We start from the raw sequence: 16,766 nt of genomic DNA, 5'->3' as shown, positions 1-16,766 counted from the left end.
TTATCCTCTTTTCCATCTTGTACCTTGAGCGGTATCTTCTAAAATAATATTACGTTCTTTTAAATCGTCACGAATTTGATCAGACAATGCAAAATCACGATTTTTACGAGCTTCAATGCGCTTTTGGATAAGCTCTTCAATTTCTTCATCCAGTAATTCTTCTTTTGATAATTCTAATCCCAAAATATCAAATAACGTTTCCAGTTGTTTTACGTATGCTTCAATCACAACTTTAGATGTATGCTCTTCAAGTAAATATTGATTTGCATGATTTGCTACGTTGTATAATTCGGTAATTGCATTTGCAGTGTTAAAGTCATCATTCATTGCCTCTTCAAATGCAGTCTGGAATTTCTCTATTTCAGCTAACCATTTCTCATTATGGTCCGTTAAATCCGTACTACTCTCCATACGATGCTTTAAGTTTCCATAAGCTGTTTTAATTCTTTCCAGTCCATTATTCGTACTTTGTAATAACTCTTCACTAAAGTTAATCGGGTGACGATAGTGTACTGATAACATAAAGAATCTAATTAACTGCGGGTCGTATTGCTTAATAATATCGTGAACTAAAATAAAGTTACCAAGCGATTTAGACATCTTCTCATTGTTAATATTAATATATCCATTATGCATCCAGTAACGTGCAAACGTTTTTCCAGTCAATGCCTCTGACTGCGCAATTTCATTTTCATGATGTGGGAAAGCCAAGTCTTGACCACCAGCATGAATGTCAATTGTATCCCCTAAGTACTTACGCGCCATTGCTGAGCATTCAATATGCCATCCTGGACGTCCTTGCCCCCAAGGGCTTTCCCAGAAGATTTCTCCTTCTTTCGCAGCTTTCCATAAAGCAAAATCAAGAGGATCTTGTTTCTTTTCCCCTACCTCAATACGAGCACCGTGACGTAAATCTGCGATTGGTTGATGTGATAATTTACCGTAACCTTCGAATTCCTTCGTCTTAAAGTACACATCACCCTCTGATTCATATGCATACCCTTTATTCACAAGTTCTTGAATAAATTCAATAATGATATCCATATTTTCTGTTACACGAGGATGAACTGTTGCGTGTTTGCAACCTAGTGCTGTTACATCTTCAAAGTACGCTTCAACAAAACGATCAGCAATTGTCGGTACATCTTCACCCAATTCATTTGCCGCTTTAATTAATTTATCATCTACATCCGTAAAGTTAGATACATATTGCACATCGTATCCTTTGTATTCTAAATAACGACGCACTGTATCGAATACCATAGGAGGCCTTGCATTCCCAATATGAATGTAGTTATAAACTGTAGGTCCGCATACATACATCTTTACCTTATTTTCTTCTAATGGAACAAACTCTTCTTTTTGACGTGTTAACGTATTATAAATGTGAATAGTCATTTTTATCCTTCCTTTCTACCTTTAATTCCAATTGTTTCTTCAATTTATCAAGTTCTACTTCCATAGCCTTTAATTTATCAAAAATCGGATCCGGAAGGTCAGAGTGATTTAATTCTTGACCAATCTTTACTCCATTTTGAATAACGACACGGCCAGGTATACCTACAACTGTAGAATGTGCAGGAACTTCTTTTAATACGACGGACCCTGCTCCGATTTTAGAATTCTCTCCCACAGTAATAGAACCAAGAACTTTAGCACCCGTCGCAATTAATACATTATCCTGAATTGTTGGATGCCTCTTTCCTTTTTCTTTTCCTGTACCACCTAATGTAACCCCTTGATAAATCGTTACATTATCACCAATTTCACAAGTTTCTCCGATTACAACTCCCATTCCATGATCTATGAAAAAACGTCGACCAATTGTTGCTCCTGGATGGATCTCAATGCCAGTAAAAAAGCGGCTCACTTGTGAAACAAAACGTGCAAGAAAGAAAAAATTTTTTTTATAAAAAGCATGTGCAATTCGATGGGCCCAAACTGCATGTAATCCAGAGTAAGTTAAAATGACTTCGAAATAACCTCTTGCCGCTGGATCCTGTTCAAAAACGACTTCAATATCTTCCCGAAGCCTCTTAAACATCGGTGTTCCCTCCCCTTTATGGGCTGCTTTTTTGTCGAGCGAACTAACTCCCCTAACTCATCACTTCTCCCATAATTCTTTATATAAGGAGATAAATTCTATAGTCATACCTATTTACACGGTATAAAAAAAAGGCGTCTCTGTCATATTGACAGAGACGCCTTTTAAGCGCGGTTCCACTCTGTTTAGGCTTAAAAAAGCCTCAAACTCATCCATGATAACGGTGTAAACCGCTTCTGCTTACTTTGCGGCCTAAGACATCCCACGAAGCAATTCGCTGTTCAGCAGAAGACTCGAAGGGGCATTTCAAAAATCCGCTTATAAACCACTCCCAGCCTAAAGGTGGTTCTCTCTGTAAAAAGCCTGATTTTCTACTTCTCCTTCTCGTCGCTTTTCCTTATTAGGTTTTAGGTATACTTATTATATTTCTAAACCTAGAAAATGTTAACCAATTACTTTTTGAAGACGATTTAAAACTTTTTCTTTTCCAAGAAGTGCAATAGCATTCGGAAGCTCTGGACCATGCGTTTGTCCTGTAGTTGCAACACGGATTGGCATAAATAAATTTTTACCTTTATGTCCTGTTTCCTTTTGAACTGCTTTAATCGCTGCCTTAATTGCTGCTGGCTCCATTACTTCTAGAGCTTCTATTTGACCAGCAAATGCACGAAGTACTTCAGGTACTTGTTCACCATTTAATACTTCTTGTCCTTCTTCTTCATAATCAACATGATCTTTAAAGAACATTTCAGAAAGCTCTACAATTTCAGCTCCAAAACTCATTTGTTCATGGTATAAAGCAATTACATCACGAATCCAAGCTTGGTCTTGTTCGCTTAAAGTTTCTCCCACACGTCCAGCTTTCACTAAATGCGGTAAGCTTAACTCTACAACCGTATCTAAATCTTGCTTTTTCATATACTGGTTGTTCATCCATTTTAGTTTTTGAGAATCAAATAATGCAGGTGATTTTGATAAACGAGCTGCATCGAACATTTTGATAAACTCATCTTTAGAGAAGATTTCTTCTTCTCCTACCGGAGACCAACCTAGTAGTGCAATAAAGTTAAAGATTGCTTCTGGAAGATACCCAAGCTCTTTATATTGCTCAATAAATTGAATAATAGATTCATCACGCTTACTTAACTTTTTACGACTTTCATTAACAATTAGAGTCATATGACCGAATTGTGGAATATCCCAGCCGAAAGCTTCATAAATCATCATTTGTTTCGGTGTATTTGAAATATGATCATCACCACGAAGTACATGTGTAATTTCCATTAGATGATCATCTACTGCTACTGCAAAGTTATAAGTTGGAATTCCATCCTTTTTCACAATAACAAAATCACCGAAATCATTTGAATGGAACGCAACTTCATCTTTTACAATATCTTTGAATGTGTAGTCACGATTAGCTGGTACACGGAAACGAATACTTGGAATACGTCCCTCAGCTTCAAATTCTTTCACTTGTTCTTCAGTTAATTCACGGTGGTTACATGCGTAACGAGGTGTTTCACCGCGAGCGATTTGTCCTTCACGCTCTGCTTCTAGCTCTTCTTCTGTCATATAACATTTATAAGCTAGACCACGCTCTAATAAATCTTCATATAATTTTTTATAAATATCTAAACGCTCTGTTTGGCGATATGGTCCAAATTCACCACCAACATCAACACCTTCATCCCAGTCCATACCGAGCCATTTCAAGTATTTTAATTGGCTTTCTTCTCCACCAGCCACGTTACGTTTTACATCAGTATCTTCAATACGAATAATAAATTTGCCATCTAAATGACGAGCAAATAAATAATTAAATAATGCCGTACGCGCATTTCCGATATGTAAGTGTCCTGTTGGACTTGGCGCGTAGCGCACTCTCACTTGCTTTTCCATAATTGGTACACCTTCCATTCTTAATGTCAACACATTCTATAATTGTACACCAAAAAAATGTGATTATCCATCTTACGAATTAAAAACCATTATTTTTTCTGTAATAAAACAACCGCTTGAGAAGCAATCCCTTCTTCTCTACCTGTAAATCCTAATTTTTCTGTTGTTGTTGCCTTTACATTAATGTTATCGATAGACGTTTCTAACAGTTCACTAATGCGCTTACGCATACTCTCAATATGTGGTGCCATTTTTGGTTTTTGAGCAATAATTGTACAATCTAAATTTCCTAACTCGTAACCTTGTTCACGCACAAATTCCCAAACTTTTTGTAACAATACAGCTGAATCTGCATCTTTAAAAGCTGGGTCTGTATCAGGAAAATGCTTTCCGATATCTCCTGCTGCAATCGCACCTAAACATGCATCAGCAATCGTATGTAACAATACATCTGCATCTGAATGGCCGATTAATCCTTTCTCGTGTGGAATTGTAATTCCACCGATAATCAACGGGCGCCCTTCCGCAAATTCATGTACATCAAAACCTTGTCCAATTCGAAACATCCTTACTTCCTCCTTAAGCTAAACTACTGAGCTTTATGACTCTATATTATATCGCTATCCTTATAAAGAAAAGCCCGGCTGTTGCCGAGCTTTTCTTTATTAACACGTCATCAATGTTATTTCTTTTGAACACGTAGGAAACTTTCAGCAATTAATAGATCTTCCGGAGTCGTCACTTTAATATTATAGTAACTCCCCTCTACTACACCTACTTGCTTCCCAACACGTTCTACAAGACTTGCATCATCTGTGCCAAGAAAACAACTTTGCTTTGCGCTTCTATGAGCTTCTAGCAAAAGAGAAACAGAGAATCCTTGTGGTGTTTGTACAGCGTTAAGTTGAGATCGCTCTACCGTTTCTACAACAACACCCTGCTCTACTTTCTTAACAGTATCTTTTACTGGCACTGCACAAATGGAAGCTCCATATTTTTCTGCTGCAGTTAATACATCGCGAATCACTTTATTCGTTACGAACGGGCGCGCCCCGTCATGCACAAGAACATATTCGACACCACTCGCATACTGAAGTGCGTTATAGACGCTATCTTGTCTTTCGGCTCCACCCTGAATGAATTGTACGTGCTTTTCAATCTGGTACTTCTGCATTAACTCTTCAAAATACGGGCGTTCTTCTTCGTTAATTGCCATAATAATACTTTTGCACGCTTTATCTTTTTCAAAAGCACGCAATGTGTGCACAATAATTGGTACTTCATCTATAAGTAAAAATAACTTATTTTTACCAGCACCCATTCGTTTTCCTTGGCCCGCTGCCGGAATAATTAATGTATACATATTAATAATCCTCTACTTATAATGCTTTTTCTAGCAATTTACGTTTTGCGAAAATCATACGACCAGCCGATGTTTGTAATACGCTAGTAACAAGTACGTCAAGTTGTGAACCCACATACTCTCTACCATCTTCTACTACAATCATCGTACCATCATCTAAGTATGCAACACCTTGATTTTGTTCTTTACCATCTTTCACAACATAAACACTTAATTCTTCACCAGGGAGTACGACTGGTTTAATCGCATTAGCTAAATCATTAATGTTTAACACCGTAACCCCTTGTAATTCAGAAACTTTGTTTAAATTGAAATCGTTTGTTACTACAGTTCCACCAGTGATTTTTGCCAACTTTACAAGCTTGCTATCTACTTCTTGGATATCATCGAAATCGCCTTCATAAATTTCTACCGGAATTGGCATCTCCTTTTGAATACGATTTAAAATGTCTAGCCCTCTGCGGCCACGATTACGCTTTAAAGCATCTGAAGAATCGGCAATATGCTGAAGCTCTTCTAATACGAATTGCGGAATGACAATTGTTCCTTCTAAAAACTTTGTTTGGCAAATATCTGCAATACGTCCGTCAATAATTACACTCGTATCGAGAATTTTCCAATGAGTCGTAGATTTTTCTGCTTCGACCTCTACCTCTTCATTCTCACTATTGTTTTTCTTCTTACCTCCGCGTTGGGGTAATGTAAATAATCCTAGCAATTCATTCCTCTTTTTAAATCCTACTTGGAATCCTAAATATCCAAGTAAAAGGGTGAAGAACACTTGCAACACCGTACTAATAACTGGAATTGTAAATTCACGAATTGGTATCAAAATTAAATATGCAACAATAAGACCAGAGATTAATCCTAATGTACCAAATAAAACATCTGCTACAGGCGCCTTTACAAGAGCCTCTTCAATATGCTTAATAAGTTGAACAATATAATCTACAAGCCAAAATGTTGTTAAAAATAAAATAATTGCACCAATAATTGCACGAACATACGATCCTTCCAACAAAGGAACCGCACCGATATCTAATACATTAATAATTTTTGGGATTAAGTAAATCCCTAACGCTCCCCCGATCACTAAAAAGAAGAGCTGTACAATCCGTTTTAACATCCAACCACCTCCTACTCATTATTAACCATTGTTTCGCTAATCAAAACGCCGAATGCAAAAGCGGACGTGTTTTTTTGTAAATAGTTTTATTTACCAATATATCATATCATATACCAAAAATGTTCTAGTGTCGTTATATTATAGAATCAATGTAATATTCTTAATTGTGTCTACTCATATAGAGATGCTCTTGAATTCTTTTTAGACCTTCTCGTATTTTCTTCGCTCTCACTTCTCCAATTCCTTCCACATCATCCAATTCATTAATAGTTGCTCGGCAAACACCTTGCAATGTTTTAAATCGATTAATTAAATTCTCGATAATAAGTGGTGGAACACGAGAAATCTTGCTTGTGATTCGGTACCCTCTAGGTGTCACACTTTCTTCTAAACTTGTTTGTCCTGGATAGCCAAGCAATTTAACTAAATCACTATCCTCTAAAAGTTGTGTATTTGCAAGATCTTGTAACTTTTTCAAGATTTGATGATGGTCTTGTGTTTTCTCCTGGTGATAATCTTTAATTAACAATGCTGCCTCTGCCTCTAAATCAGCTAGTAATTCTGTAAGCTGTAAACGAATTAACCTACCTTCTGTTCCTAACTCATGAATATAGCTCAATATTTCATTTTTAATACGCAGCACCATTTCAACACTATGTAAAACGTGAACCACCTCGGACATTGTAACGACCTCTTCAAATTCTAGAATACCCAAATTCGTAATGCCGTCATTCCATACAGCCTTATATTTTTCTAGCGTTTGAATTGCTTGATTTGCCTTCGTTAAAATGACACCTATATCTTTTAATGTATAACGTAAGTTCCCTTGATATAGCGTAATTACATTACGTCTTTGTGAAATGGCCACAACAAGGCTGCCCGTCTGCTTTGCTACACGCTCTGCTGTTCGGTGACGCATACCTGTTTCAATAGAATCAATAGATGAATCTGGAACTAACTGTGCGTTTGCAATTAAAATTTTACTTCCAGTTTCATTTAAAATAAGTGCTCCATCCATTTTTGCTAATTCATATAAACTAGCAGGAGAGAATGCGCAATTAATATGAAAACCACCATCAACAATGCTTTTAATCTGCTCATTATACCCAAGAACAATTAGTCCCCCCGTTTGTGCGCGAAGTACATTATCTATCCCTTCGCGCAGTGGTGTTCCTGGGGCCACGAGCTGTAAAATGTTAATCATACTTTTGACACGTTGCTTATTTTCTTCCATAGCCTAGCCTCCTAATGTCAAACGAAGCGCTTCTCCCAAATTAGAAACACCTACAACCTCAATCCCCTCTGGAATTGTCCATCCCCCTAAATTTTTTCTAGGAATGATAGCACGTTGAAATCCTAATTTAGCTGCTTCTTGTACACGTTGTTCAATTCTTGATACTCTTCTTATTTCTCCAGTTAATCCAACTTCTCCTATTACCGCATCAGTTGGTGCCGTAGATTTATCTCTAAAACTTGAAGCTATACTTAAGGCGACAGCTAAATCAATTGCCGGTTCGTCTAATTTCAAACCACCAGCTACTTTTAAATACGCATCTTGATTTTGTAATAGTAAACCTGTTCTTTTCTCTAGTACCGCCATAATAAGCGAGACACGATTATGATCAATTCCTGTCGCCATTCTTCGAGGATTTCCAAAACTAGTAGGGGAAATTAATGCCTGTATTTCTACTAAAACTGGTCTTGTTCCTTCCATTGAGGCAACTACTGTTGAACCTGCAACTCCAACTGGTCTTTCCTCAAGGAAAATTTCAGAAGGATTTAAGACTTCTGCAAGGCCAAGTTCTTTCATTTCAAAGATACCCATTTCATTCGTAGAACCAAAACGATTCTTTACAGCTCGTAAAATACGATATGTATGGTGTCGATCTCCTTCAAAGTAAAGAACTGCATCGACCATATGTTCTAGCATACGCGGTCCCGCAATTGCACCTTCTTTTGTCACATGTCCTACGATGAAAATTGGGATTCCCTTTGTTTTTGCAAGTTTCATTAATTCTGCTGTACATTCACGTACTTGCGCCACACTACCAGGAGCTGATGTCACCTCAGGTAAATGTATCGTTTGAATAGAATCAATAACAACAAAAGCAGGATTCATCTCTTCAATATGTGCTGCAATACGCTGTAAATCTGTCTCTGATACAACAAATAGATTACTACCATTTACATGTAAACGATCTGCACGAAGTTTAATCTGCTTTGCTGACTCCTCACCCGATATATACAATACATCATATGAAGCATCTGCTAATTGCGAGGAAATCTGTAATAATAACGTTGATTTTCCAATCCCAGGGTCCCCACCAATAAGTACTAAAGATCCATCTACAATTCCGCCACCTAGTACACGGTTAAACTCTTGAAATTTCGTTTCAATACGTGCCTCAGACTTTGTTTCTACTTCTGTAAGACGTCTTGGTTTTGTTACTTCTGTTTGAATTGCATTTGCATAATTTAGGCGTCTGGATGATACAACGGGTTCCATCTCTTCAACAAGCGAATTCCATTGACCACACCCTGGACATTTACCCATATATTTTGGTGATTGATAACCACACTCTTGACATGTGAATTTTGTTTTCTTTTTAGCCATATCTTTTTATATTTCACTTCGCTTTCATCTATAAACATTTGACCTTCTCGTACAAGAAAGAGGGCTATCTCGTAGCCCTCTTAGTTTGTCTATACTTATTTTACCTTTTCAGCACTATGAATGACAAATGTTTCCCCTTCTACATCAAAGATAACTTTTTGACCTTTCTCAATAGCACCTTTTAAAAGTTCTTCCGATAGTCTATCTTCTACATGCTTCTGAATTGCTCTACGTAGTGGACGAGCACCATATTCACGATCAAACCCTTTATCAGCAATAGCTGCAATCGCTCCTTCTGTTAAGTGCAATTCAATTTCTTGTTCTTTTAAGCGATTCACTAACTGATTTACCATAAGAGTCACAATTTCTTGAATATGTTTTTTCTCAAGCATATGGAATACGATAATTTCATCAATACGGTTTAAGAATTCTGGACGAAATGCCTTTTTCAGCTCATCCATTACTTTACCTTTCATATCCGAATAATCACGGCTTTCATCTTGTACGTTAAATCCAAGATGTTTGTTACGTTTTAACGCCTCAGCACCAACGTTAGACGTCATAATAACAATCGTATTACGGAAATCAACTGTACGTCCTTTAGAATCAGTTAAACGACCATCTTCCAATACCTGTAGTAGAATATTAAATACATCAGGATGTGCCTTCTCTACTTCATCTAATAGGACAACTGAATAAGGCTTACGACGAACCTTCTCTGTTAATTGTCCGCCTTCTTCATACCCAACATATCCTGGAGGAGAACCAACTAAGCGAGAAGTTGAATGTTTCTCCATATACTCAGACATATCAATGCGAATCATTGCATCCTCATCACCGAACATAGATTCTGCCAATGCTCTTGCTAATTCTGTTTTACCTACACCTGTTGGCCCTAAGAAAATAAATGAACCAATTGGACGTTTCGGATCTTTCAATCCTGCTCTTGCACGACGAACAGCTTTCGCTACAGCCACTACAGCTTCATCCTGACCGATGACACGATCATGAAGAATGGATTCTAAGTTTAATAATTTATCAGTCTCTGTTTGTGCAAGTTTAGAAACAGGGATACGTGTCCATGTAGAAACGACATTTGCAATATCTTCTACCGTAACCTCTGAATTTTCTTTTCCTTGTTGTTCTTTCCACTGACGTTTTGTATCTTCCAATTTCTCACGTAAGCGTTGTTCCATATCACGTAAGGAAGCAGCCTTTTCAAACTCTTGACTTTGTACAGCCGCATCTTTTTCTTTTCGAATTTCCTCAAGCTTCACTTCAAGCTCTTTTAAGTTTGGTGGTGTTGTATAAGAACGCAAGCGAACTTTTGAAGCAGCTTCATCAATTAAATCAATTGCTTTATCTGGTAAGAAACGATCCGTAATATAACGATCTGAAAGTTTTACAGCTGCATCAATTGCATCATCTGTAATAGACACACGGTGATGCGCCTCATAACGATCGCGTAACCCTTTCAAGATTTGAGTTGATTCTTCTAGACTCGGCTCATCAACATGAATTGGCTGGAAACGTCTCTCTAAAGCTGCATCCTTTTCAATATATTTACGATACTCATCTAAAGTTGTCGCACCAATACATTGTAATTCTCCGCGTGCTAAAGATGGTTTTAAAATATTCGATGCATCGATTGCACCTTCTGCTCCACCTGCACCGATTAATGTATGAAGTTCATCAATAAATAGAATAATATTCCCTGCTTGACGTATTTCATCCATTACTTTCTTTAAACGATCTTCAAACTCACCACGATATTTCGTCCCAGCTACCACTGTTCCCATATCTAGTGTCATAACACGCTTATCTCTTAACGTTTCAGGAACTTCATTATTTACGATTTGCTGTGCTAACCCTTCAGCAATTGCTGTTTTACCTACACCAGGCTCTCCAATTAACACTGGATTGTTTTTTGTTCTACGGCTTAACACTTCAATTACACGTTGAATTTCTTTACTACGTCCAATAACAGGATCCAAACGATTCTCACGTGCAACAACTGTTAAGTCGCGCGCTAAACTGTCTAGTGTCGGTGTATTTGCATTTGTCGATGAACCACCTTGATGACCTGAACTTGCTTCGTTACTTCCAAGAAGTTGTAACACTTGTTGTCTTGCTTTGTTGAGGCTTACACCTAAATTATTTAATACACGTGCCGCTACACCTTCACCTTCACGGATTAAGCCAAGTAAAATATGTTCTGTTCCAACGTAAGAATGTCCTAGCTTACGCGCTTCATCCATAGACAATTCAATAACTTTTTTAGCACGAGGTGTATAATGTACAGTTTGAGAAGCTTCTGTTCCACGTCCAATTAACGCTTCTACCTCTTTTTGCACTTTCTCCGGGCTCAATCCAAGAGCAATTAACGCTTTTGCTGCAATTCCTTCACCTTCGCGTACAAGCCCAAGTAAAATATGTTCTGTTCCAATGTTATTATGCCCAATGCGAATTGCTTCCTCTTGAGATAAAGCTAATACTTTCTGTGCTCTTTCTGTAAATCTTCCAAACATCATAGAAATCGCCTCCTACTTGCGCTTAGTTTTTTTCAATACGTAATCGCTCACGGATTAAGGTTGCTCTTCGATAATCTCTTTCTTCTGGTCCTAAAGGTCCTCCTGCATATTGTTGTAAAATACCAGGTTGCGTAAGAACCATTAGCTCAGTCAAAATATTTCTCGATATACCTTTTATATATCCTAGATCAATACCGAGTCGTACATCCGATAAGCAAGTTGCCGCTTCTGCAGATTGAATTAAACGACTGTTTGCTAGTATACCGTAAGAACGATAAACCTTATCTTCAAGCTCAATGCTCGAATTTTGTACAATTAATTCTCTGGCCAATTTTTCTTGTTGTATAATTTGCTGCATGACACTCTTTAAATCTGCAATAATATCTTCTTCGGATTTCCCTAACGTCATTTGATTTGATACTTGAAATATATTACCTAACGCTTCGCTACCTTCACCGTATATTCCTCTTACTACTAAACCTAATTTTTGAATTACTTGTATAATACGGCTAATTCTTTTTGTTAAAACCAGCCCTGGTAAATGAATCATTACAGAAGCTCTTAATCCTGTACCAACGTTAGTAGGACAACTCGTAATATATCCAAGTGATTCATCAAAAGCATATTCAACCTCTTTCTCAATCCAATTATCTATTTGATTGGCGCTTTGAAGCGCCTTTGATAACTGTAGTCCTGGAAATAGGCACTGAATCCTAATGTGGTCTTCCTCATTAAGCATCACACTAATGTGTTCGCTTTCTGATAACAGACATGCTCCATATTCGGTCCCTGCTAGATTTGGACTAATTAAATGCTTTTCGACTAAAACTCTCCTTTGAAGAGGAGTTAGTTCATTCATTTTTAATAGTCCAAACTTCCCAAAGGGCTCTACCGCTTTATTTATAAATTTCTTTTTAAATAATTCTTGAACCTTTTGAGCTTCCTCTTCGTTTTGCATAGTAGAAAATTGATATTGCTTAAAATTACGAGCCAAACGAATTCGACTACTTAAAACAATATCAGAATCAGGGCCATCCCCCTTCATCCATGGACTAATCGCTTCATTCATAATTTTGTCCAGTGACATAGAACTACTCCCCCTCTCTATGCTCACTAAGCTGAGTTTCAAGCCCTCGAATTTCATCTCTTACCTCAGCAGCTTTCTCAAACTCCTCATTCTGTACATATTGTTTCAGAATAAGTTTTAGTTCATCTAATTCTTTCTTTAAGTGGATATTTCCTTCCATTCGTTCCGGAATTTTTCCACAATGTTCTGTATGTCCACCATGAAGTCGCTTTAACAATGGGTTTAAGTGTCCTTTAAATGTATCGTAACAAGAAGCACAACCAAAGCGTCCCACTTTTGTAAAATGTTCATATGTCATCTTACAATCTGGACATCTTACTGTATTTGTATTTGAAAACCCGTTTTTTCCTTCTCCAAACATTGTTGATTCACCGTGTAATAAACCAGCAAATACATCATGAAATGAAAAGTTAGACTGTGATGATTGAAAGAAAGACGTATAGCCACTTTGCTCCGCACATTGCTCACAAAGATGAACTTCCGCCTTCTTCTCGTTGATTACTTTTGTATAATGTAAAGTTGCTGGTCTTATATTACAGTTTTGACAAGTCATCAATATCCCCACCTTTACAACAGGAACGATCTACCTCATGATACTTTTCATACATTACTAGATTGTCCTCTTTCCTTAATCCACTCAGATAAAAGTACATGCTCTTTTTCAAAACTTCTACAATATTTAACTGCCCTATCTTAATTATCATTCTTTTACAAAAGCTGTATTTATTTATATTTCAGTGTTCTTAACATTGCGCATAATATTCGAGCCCTAAGTTCATCTCGAGAAGGAATATCCATTGATAATACAGAACGATCTAGTACACTTAACATTAATTTTGCTTCACGGCCTGTTATGATTCCCTCTTCTAATAAACGTATAATCATACTCTCTGCATTCCCTTGTGCAACGCTATGATCAATCATATGAAGCATTTGATCAATAATGTCTATATCATCATGCAGTTTGACTTTTATAATGCGAATGTAACCTCCTCCACCACGTTTACTTTCTACTACAAATCCTCTTTCTAATGTAAAACGGGTATTGATTACATAATTGATTTGAGATGGTACGCACTCGAATCGATCCGCAATCTCATTTCTTTTGATTTCAATCACATTATTATTACTTAAGTCAATAACTTGCTTTAGATATTGCTCAATGATATCAGATATATTTCTCATTTATCCGCCACCTTTATTGACTTTGACTATCTTTGACTTTAATTATATACGTATTAATAAAATTTGCAACTCTTTTGCTTATTCACTATCCTAGCCACATTCCCCTGCATTTAATCAAAATAGTAATTATTTAAGCATATTTTTTTAATTACTATGGATTATAAAAGAAAACACGAAAAAACACGAGTCATTTGACTCGTGTTTAGTTGCTTGGCGACGTCCTACTCTCACAGGGACAAGGTCCCAACTACCATCGGCGCTAGAGAGCTTAACTTCCGTGTTCGGTATGGGAACGGGTGTGACCTCTCTGCCATCATCACCAAACTATGAAGGCATATTCCTTCAAAACTAGATAACATTGCTACATATTATATGGTTAAGTCCTCGATCTATTAGTATTCGTCAGCTCCACATGTCACCATGCTTCCACCTCGAACCTATCAACCTGATCATCTTTCAGGGATCTTACTAGCTTACGCTATGGGAAATCTCATCTTGAGGGGGGCTTCATGCTTAGATGCTTTCAGCACTTATCCCTTCCGCACATAGCTACCCAGCTATGCCCTTGGCAGAACAACTGGTACACCAGCGGTGCGTCCATCCCGGTCCTCTCGTACTAAGGACAGCTCCTCTCAAATTTCCTACGCCCACGACGGATAGGGACCGAACTGTCTCACGACGTTCTGAACCCAGCTCGCGTACCGCTTTAATGGGCGAACAGCCCAACCCTTGGGACCGACTACAGCCCCAGGATGCGATGAGCCGACATCGAGGTGCCAAACCTCCCCGTCGATGTGGACTCTTGGGGGAGATAAGCCTGTTATCCCCGGGGTAGCTTTTATCCGTTGAGCGATGGCCCTTCCATGCGGAACCACCGGATCACTAAGCCCGACTTTCGTCCCTGCTCGACTTGTAGGTCTCGCAGTCAAGCTCCCTTATGCCTTTGCACTCTACGAATGATTTCCAACCATTCTGAGGGAACCTTTGGGCGCCTCCGTTACACTTTAGGAGGCGACCGCCCCAGTCAAACTGCCCACCTGACACTGTCTCCCGGGTCGATAAGACCCGTAGGTTAGAATTTCAATACAGTCAGGGCGGTATCCCACCAGCGCCTCCACCGAAGCTAGCGCTCCGGTTTCAATGGCTCCCGCCTATCCTGTACAAACTGTACCAAAATTCAATATCAGGCTACAGTAAAGCTCCACGGGGTCTTTCCGTCCTGTCGCGGGTAACCTGCATCTTCACAGGTACTATAATTTCACCGAGTCTCTGGTTGAGACAGTGCCCAAATCGTTACACCTTTCGTGCGGGTCGGAACTTACCCGACAAGGAATTTCGCTACCTTAGGACCGTTATAGTTACGGCCGCCGTTTACTGGGGCTTCAGTTCAGAGCTTCGCTTACGCTAACCCCTCTCCTTAACCTTCCAGCACCGGGCAGGTGTCACCCCCTATACTTCGCCTTACGGCTTCGCAGAGAGCTGTGTTTTTGCTAAACAGTCGCTTGGGCCTATTCACTGCGGCTTTCCGTTAAGAAAGCACCCCTTCTCCCGAAGTTACGGGGTCATTTTGCCGAGTTCCTTAACCAGAGTTCTCTCGCACACCTTAGGATTCTCTCCTCGCCTACCTGTGTCGGTTTGCGGTACAGGCACCTTTTATCTCGCTAGAAGCTTTTCTTGGCAGCGGGGAATCAAAGACTTCGCTCCATAAGGAGCTTCCCCATCACAGCTCAGCCTTTACGATAAGCGGATTTGCCTACTTATCAGCCTAACTGCTTGGACGTGCACAACCAATCGCACGCTTCTTCTATCCTTCTGCGTCCCTCCATTGCTCAAACGATAAAGAGGTGGTACAGGAATATCAACCTGTTGTCCATCGCCTACGCCTGTCGGCCTCGGCTTAGGTCCTGACTAACCCTGAGCGGACGAGCCTTCCTCAGGAAACCTTAGGCATTCGGTGGACGGGATTCTCACCCGTCTTTCGCTACTCATACCGGCATTCTCACTTCTAAGCACTCCACCAGTCCTTCCGGTCTGACTTCACTGTCCTTAGAACGCTCCCCTACCACTGATACCATTGGTATCAATCCGCAGCTTCGGTGGTGTATTTAGCCCCGGTACATTTTCGGCGCAGAGTCACTCGACTAGTGAGCTATTACGCACTCTTTAAATGGTGGCTGCTTCTAAGCCAACATCCTAGTTGTCTAAGCAACTCCACATCCTTTTCCACTTAATACACACTTTGGGACCTTAGCTGGCGGTCTGGGCTGTTTCCCTTTTGACTACGGATCTTATCACTCGCAGTCTGACTCCTAAGGATAAGTCATTGGCATTCGGAGTTTGACTGAATTCGGTAATCCGATGAGGACCCCTAGTCCAATCAGTGCTCTACCTCCAAGACTCTTACACTTAAGGCTAGCCCTAAAGCTATTTCGGGGAGAACCAGCTATCTCCAGGTTCGATTGGAATTTCTCCGCTACCCACACCTCATCCCCGCACTTTTCAACGTGCGTGGGTTCGGGCCTCCATTCAGTGTTACCTGAACTTCACCCTGGACATGGGTAGATCACCTGGTTTCGGGTCTACGACCACGTACTAAACGCCCTATTCAGACTCGCTTTCGCTGCGGCTCCGCCTCTTCAGCTTAACCTCGCACGGGATCGTAACTCGCCGGTTCATTCTACAAAAGGCACGCCATCACCCGTTAACGGGCTCTGACTATTTGTAGGCACACGGTTTCAGGATCTCTTTCACTCCCCTTCCGGGGTGCTTTTCACCTTTCCCTCACGGTACTGGTTCACTATCGATCACTAGGGAGTATTTAGCCTTGGGAGATGGTCCTCCCAGATTCCGACGGAATTTCACGTGTTCCGCCGTACTCAGGATACATTCAAGAGAGAACGAAGTTTCGACTACG

Annotated in this window: 12 protein-coding genes, 2 rRNA genes and 1 other annotated feature (1 of these 15 running past the window's edge); all 14 genes read right to left on the bottom strand. The window is 39.4% G+C overall.

The genetic code is table 11. From position 1 onward, the window contains the following. On the bottom strand, positions 1-1,398 hold the full coding sequence (cysS, locus tag BC_RS00565; protein ID WP_000152276.1) for a cysteine--tRNA ligase: 1,398 nt from the start codon (positions 1,396-1,398) through the stop codon (positions 1-3). Further along, positions 1,379-2,044, bottom strand: coding sequence for a serine O-acetyltransferase (cysE, locus tag BC_RS00560; protein ID WP_000476494.1), 666 nt, complete (start codon positions 2,042-2,044; stop codon positions 1,379-1,381). Before cysE ends, cysS begins: the two co-directional genes overlap by 20 nt. A 150-nt stretch (positions 2,045-2,194) precedes the next feature. Next, positions 2,195-2,441 (bottom strand) — a binding site (T-box leader). Between the two features lie 47 nt (positions 2,442-2,488). Then, positions 2,489-3,946, bottom strand: a complete 1,458-nt coding sequence (gene gltX, locus BC_RS00555) for a glutamate--tRNA ligase (RefSeq protein WP_000415140.1) — start codon at positions 3,944-3,946, stop codon at positions 2,489-2,491. Between the two features lie 89 nt (positions 3,947-4,035). Further along, positions 4,036-4,512 carry a 2-C-methyl-D-erythritol 2,4-cyclodiphosphate synthase gene (gene ispF, locus BC_RS00550; RefSeq protein ID WP_000488386.1) on the bottom strand — a complete coding sequence of 159 codons (477 nt, stop codon included), beginning with the start codon at positions 4,510-4,512 and terminating at the stop codon, positions 4,036-4,038. A gap of 116 nt (positions 4,513-4,628) precedes the next feature. Next, positions 4,629-5,309, bottom strand: coding sequence for a 2-C-methyl-D-erythritol 4-phosphate cytidylyltransferase (gene ispD / locus BC_RS00545; RefSeq protein ID WP_000288284.1), 681 nt, complete (start codon positions 5,307-5,309; stop codon positions 4,629-4,631). Positions 5,310-5,325: 16 nt separating this feature from the next. Then, positions 5,326-6,435 (bottom strand): PIN/TRAM domain-containing protein, encoded by a 1,110-nt coding sequence (locus BC_RS00540; RefSeq protein ID WP_000919677.1) that lies wholly within the window; start codon positions 6,433-6,435, stop codon positions 5,326-5,328. 160 nt (positions 6,436-6,595) lie between these two features. After that, positions 6,596-7,669, bottom strand: coding sequence for a DNA integrity scanning diadenylate cyclase DisA (gene disA, locus BC_RS00535; protein WP_000392163.1), 1,074 nt, complete (start codon positions 7,667-7,669; stop codon positions 6,596-6,598). 3 nt (positions 7,670-7,672) lie between these two features. Beyond that, a complete protein-coding gene (gene radA, locus BC_RS00530) occupies positions 7,673-9,049 on the bottom strand; it encodes a DNA repair protein RadA (protein ID WP_001085202.1) in 1,377 nt (458 codons plus the stop codon). A gap of 95 nt (positions 9,050-9,144) precedes the next feature. Next, entirely contained in the window at positions 9,145-11,580 is a 2,436-nt protein-coding gene (clpC, locus tag BC_RS00525) for an ATP-dependent protease ATP-binding subunit ClpC (RefSeq protein ID WP_000971183.1), read from the bottom strand. A gap of 22 nt (positions 11,581-11,602) precedes the next feature. Next, positions 11,603-12,667, bottom strand: coding sequence for a protein arginine kinase (locus BC_RS00520; protein ID WP_000050842.1), 1,065 nt, complete (start codon positions 12,665-12,667; stop codon positions 11,603-11,605). Between the two features lie 4 nt (positions 12,668-12,671). Next, entirely contained in the window at positions 12,672-13,220 is a 549-nt protein-coding gene (locus tag BC_RS00515) for a UvrB/UvrC motif-containing protein (protein WP_000128399.1), read from the bottom strand. Positions 13,221-13,390: 170 nt separating this feature from the next. Next, entirely contained in the window at positions 13,391-13,852 is a 462-nt protein-coding gene (gene ctsR / locus BC_RS00510; protein WP_001244565.1) for a transcriptional regulator CtsR, read from the bottom strand. Between the two features lie 208 nt (positions 13,853-14,060). Further along, positions 14,061-14,176: ribosomal RNA gene (gene rrf, locus BC_RS00505) — 5S ribosomal RNA — on the bottom strand. Between the two features lie 48 nt (positions 14,177-14,224). Next, positions 14,225-16,766: ribosomal RNA gene (locus tag BC_RS00500) — 23S ribosomal RNA — on the bottom strand; it runs 380 nt beyond the window's last position.

Origin of the sequence: Bacillus cereus ATCC 14579, from assembly GCF_000007825.1 — a bacterium.
Lineage (GTDB): Bacteria > Bacillota > Bacilli > Bacillales > Bacillaceae_G > Bacillus_A > Bacillus_A cereus.
The sequence above is the reverse complement of the archived record's forward strand: the minus strand, read 5'-3'. Positions and strand labels throughout refer to the sequence as shown.

Bases quoted from the DNA above. Each gene is read 5' to 3' on its own strand.
- cysS (WP_000152276.1), bottom strand. From the start codon at position 1,398: ATGACTATTCACATTTATAATACGTTAACACGTCAAAAAGAAGAGTTT.
- cysE (WP_000476494.1), bottom strand. From the start codon at position 2,044: ATGTTTAAGAGGCTTCGGGAAGATATTGAAGTCGTTTTTGAACAGGAT.
- gltX (WP_000415140.1), bottom strand. From the start codon at position 3,946: ATGGAAAAGCAAGTGAGAGTGCGCTACGCGCCAAGTCCAACAGGACAC.
- ispF (WP_000488386.1), bottom strand. From the start codon at position 4,512: ATGTTTCGAATTGGACAAGGTTTTGATGTACATGAATTTGCGGAAGGG.
- ispD (WP_000288284.1), bottom strand. From the start codon at position 5,309: ATGTATACATTAATTATTCCGGCAGCGGGCCAAGGAAAACGAATGGGT.
- BC_RS00540 (WP_000919677.1), bottom strand. From the start codon at position 6,435: ATGTTAAAACGGATTGTACAGCTCTTCTTTTTAGTGATCGGGGGAGCG.
- disA (WP_000392163.1), bottom strand. From the start codon at position 7,669: ATGGAAGAAAATAAGCAACGTGTCAAAAGTATGATTAACATTTTACAG.
- radA (WP_001085202.1), bottom strand. From the start codon at position 9,049: ATGGCTAAAAAGAAAACAAAATTCACATGTCAAGAGTGTGGTTATCAA.
- clpC (WP_000971183.1), bottom strand. From the start codon at position 11,580: ATGATGTTTGGAAGATTTACAGAAAGAGCACAGAAAGTATTAGCTTTA.
- BC_RS00520 (WP_000050842.1), bottom strand. From the start codon at position 12,667: ATGTCACTGGACAAAATTATGAATGAAGCGATTAGTCCATGGATGAAG.
- BC_RS00515 (WP_000128399.1), bottom strand. From the start codon at position 13,220: ATGACTTGTCAAAACTGTAATATAAGACCAGCAACTTTACATTATACA.
- ctsR (WP_001244565.1), bottom strand. From the start codon at position 13,852: ATGAGAAATATATCTGATATCATTGAGCAATATCTAAAGCAAGTTATT.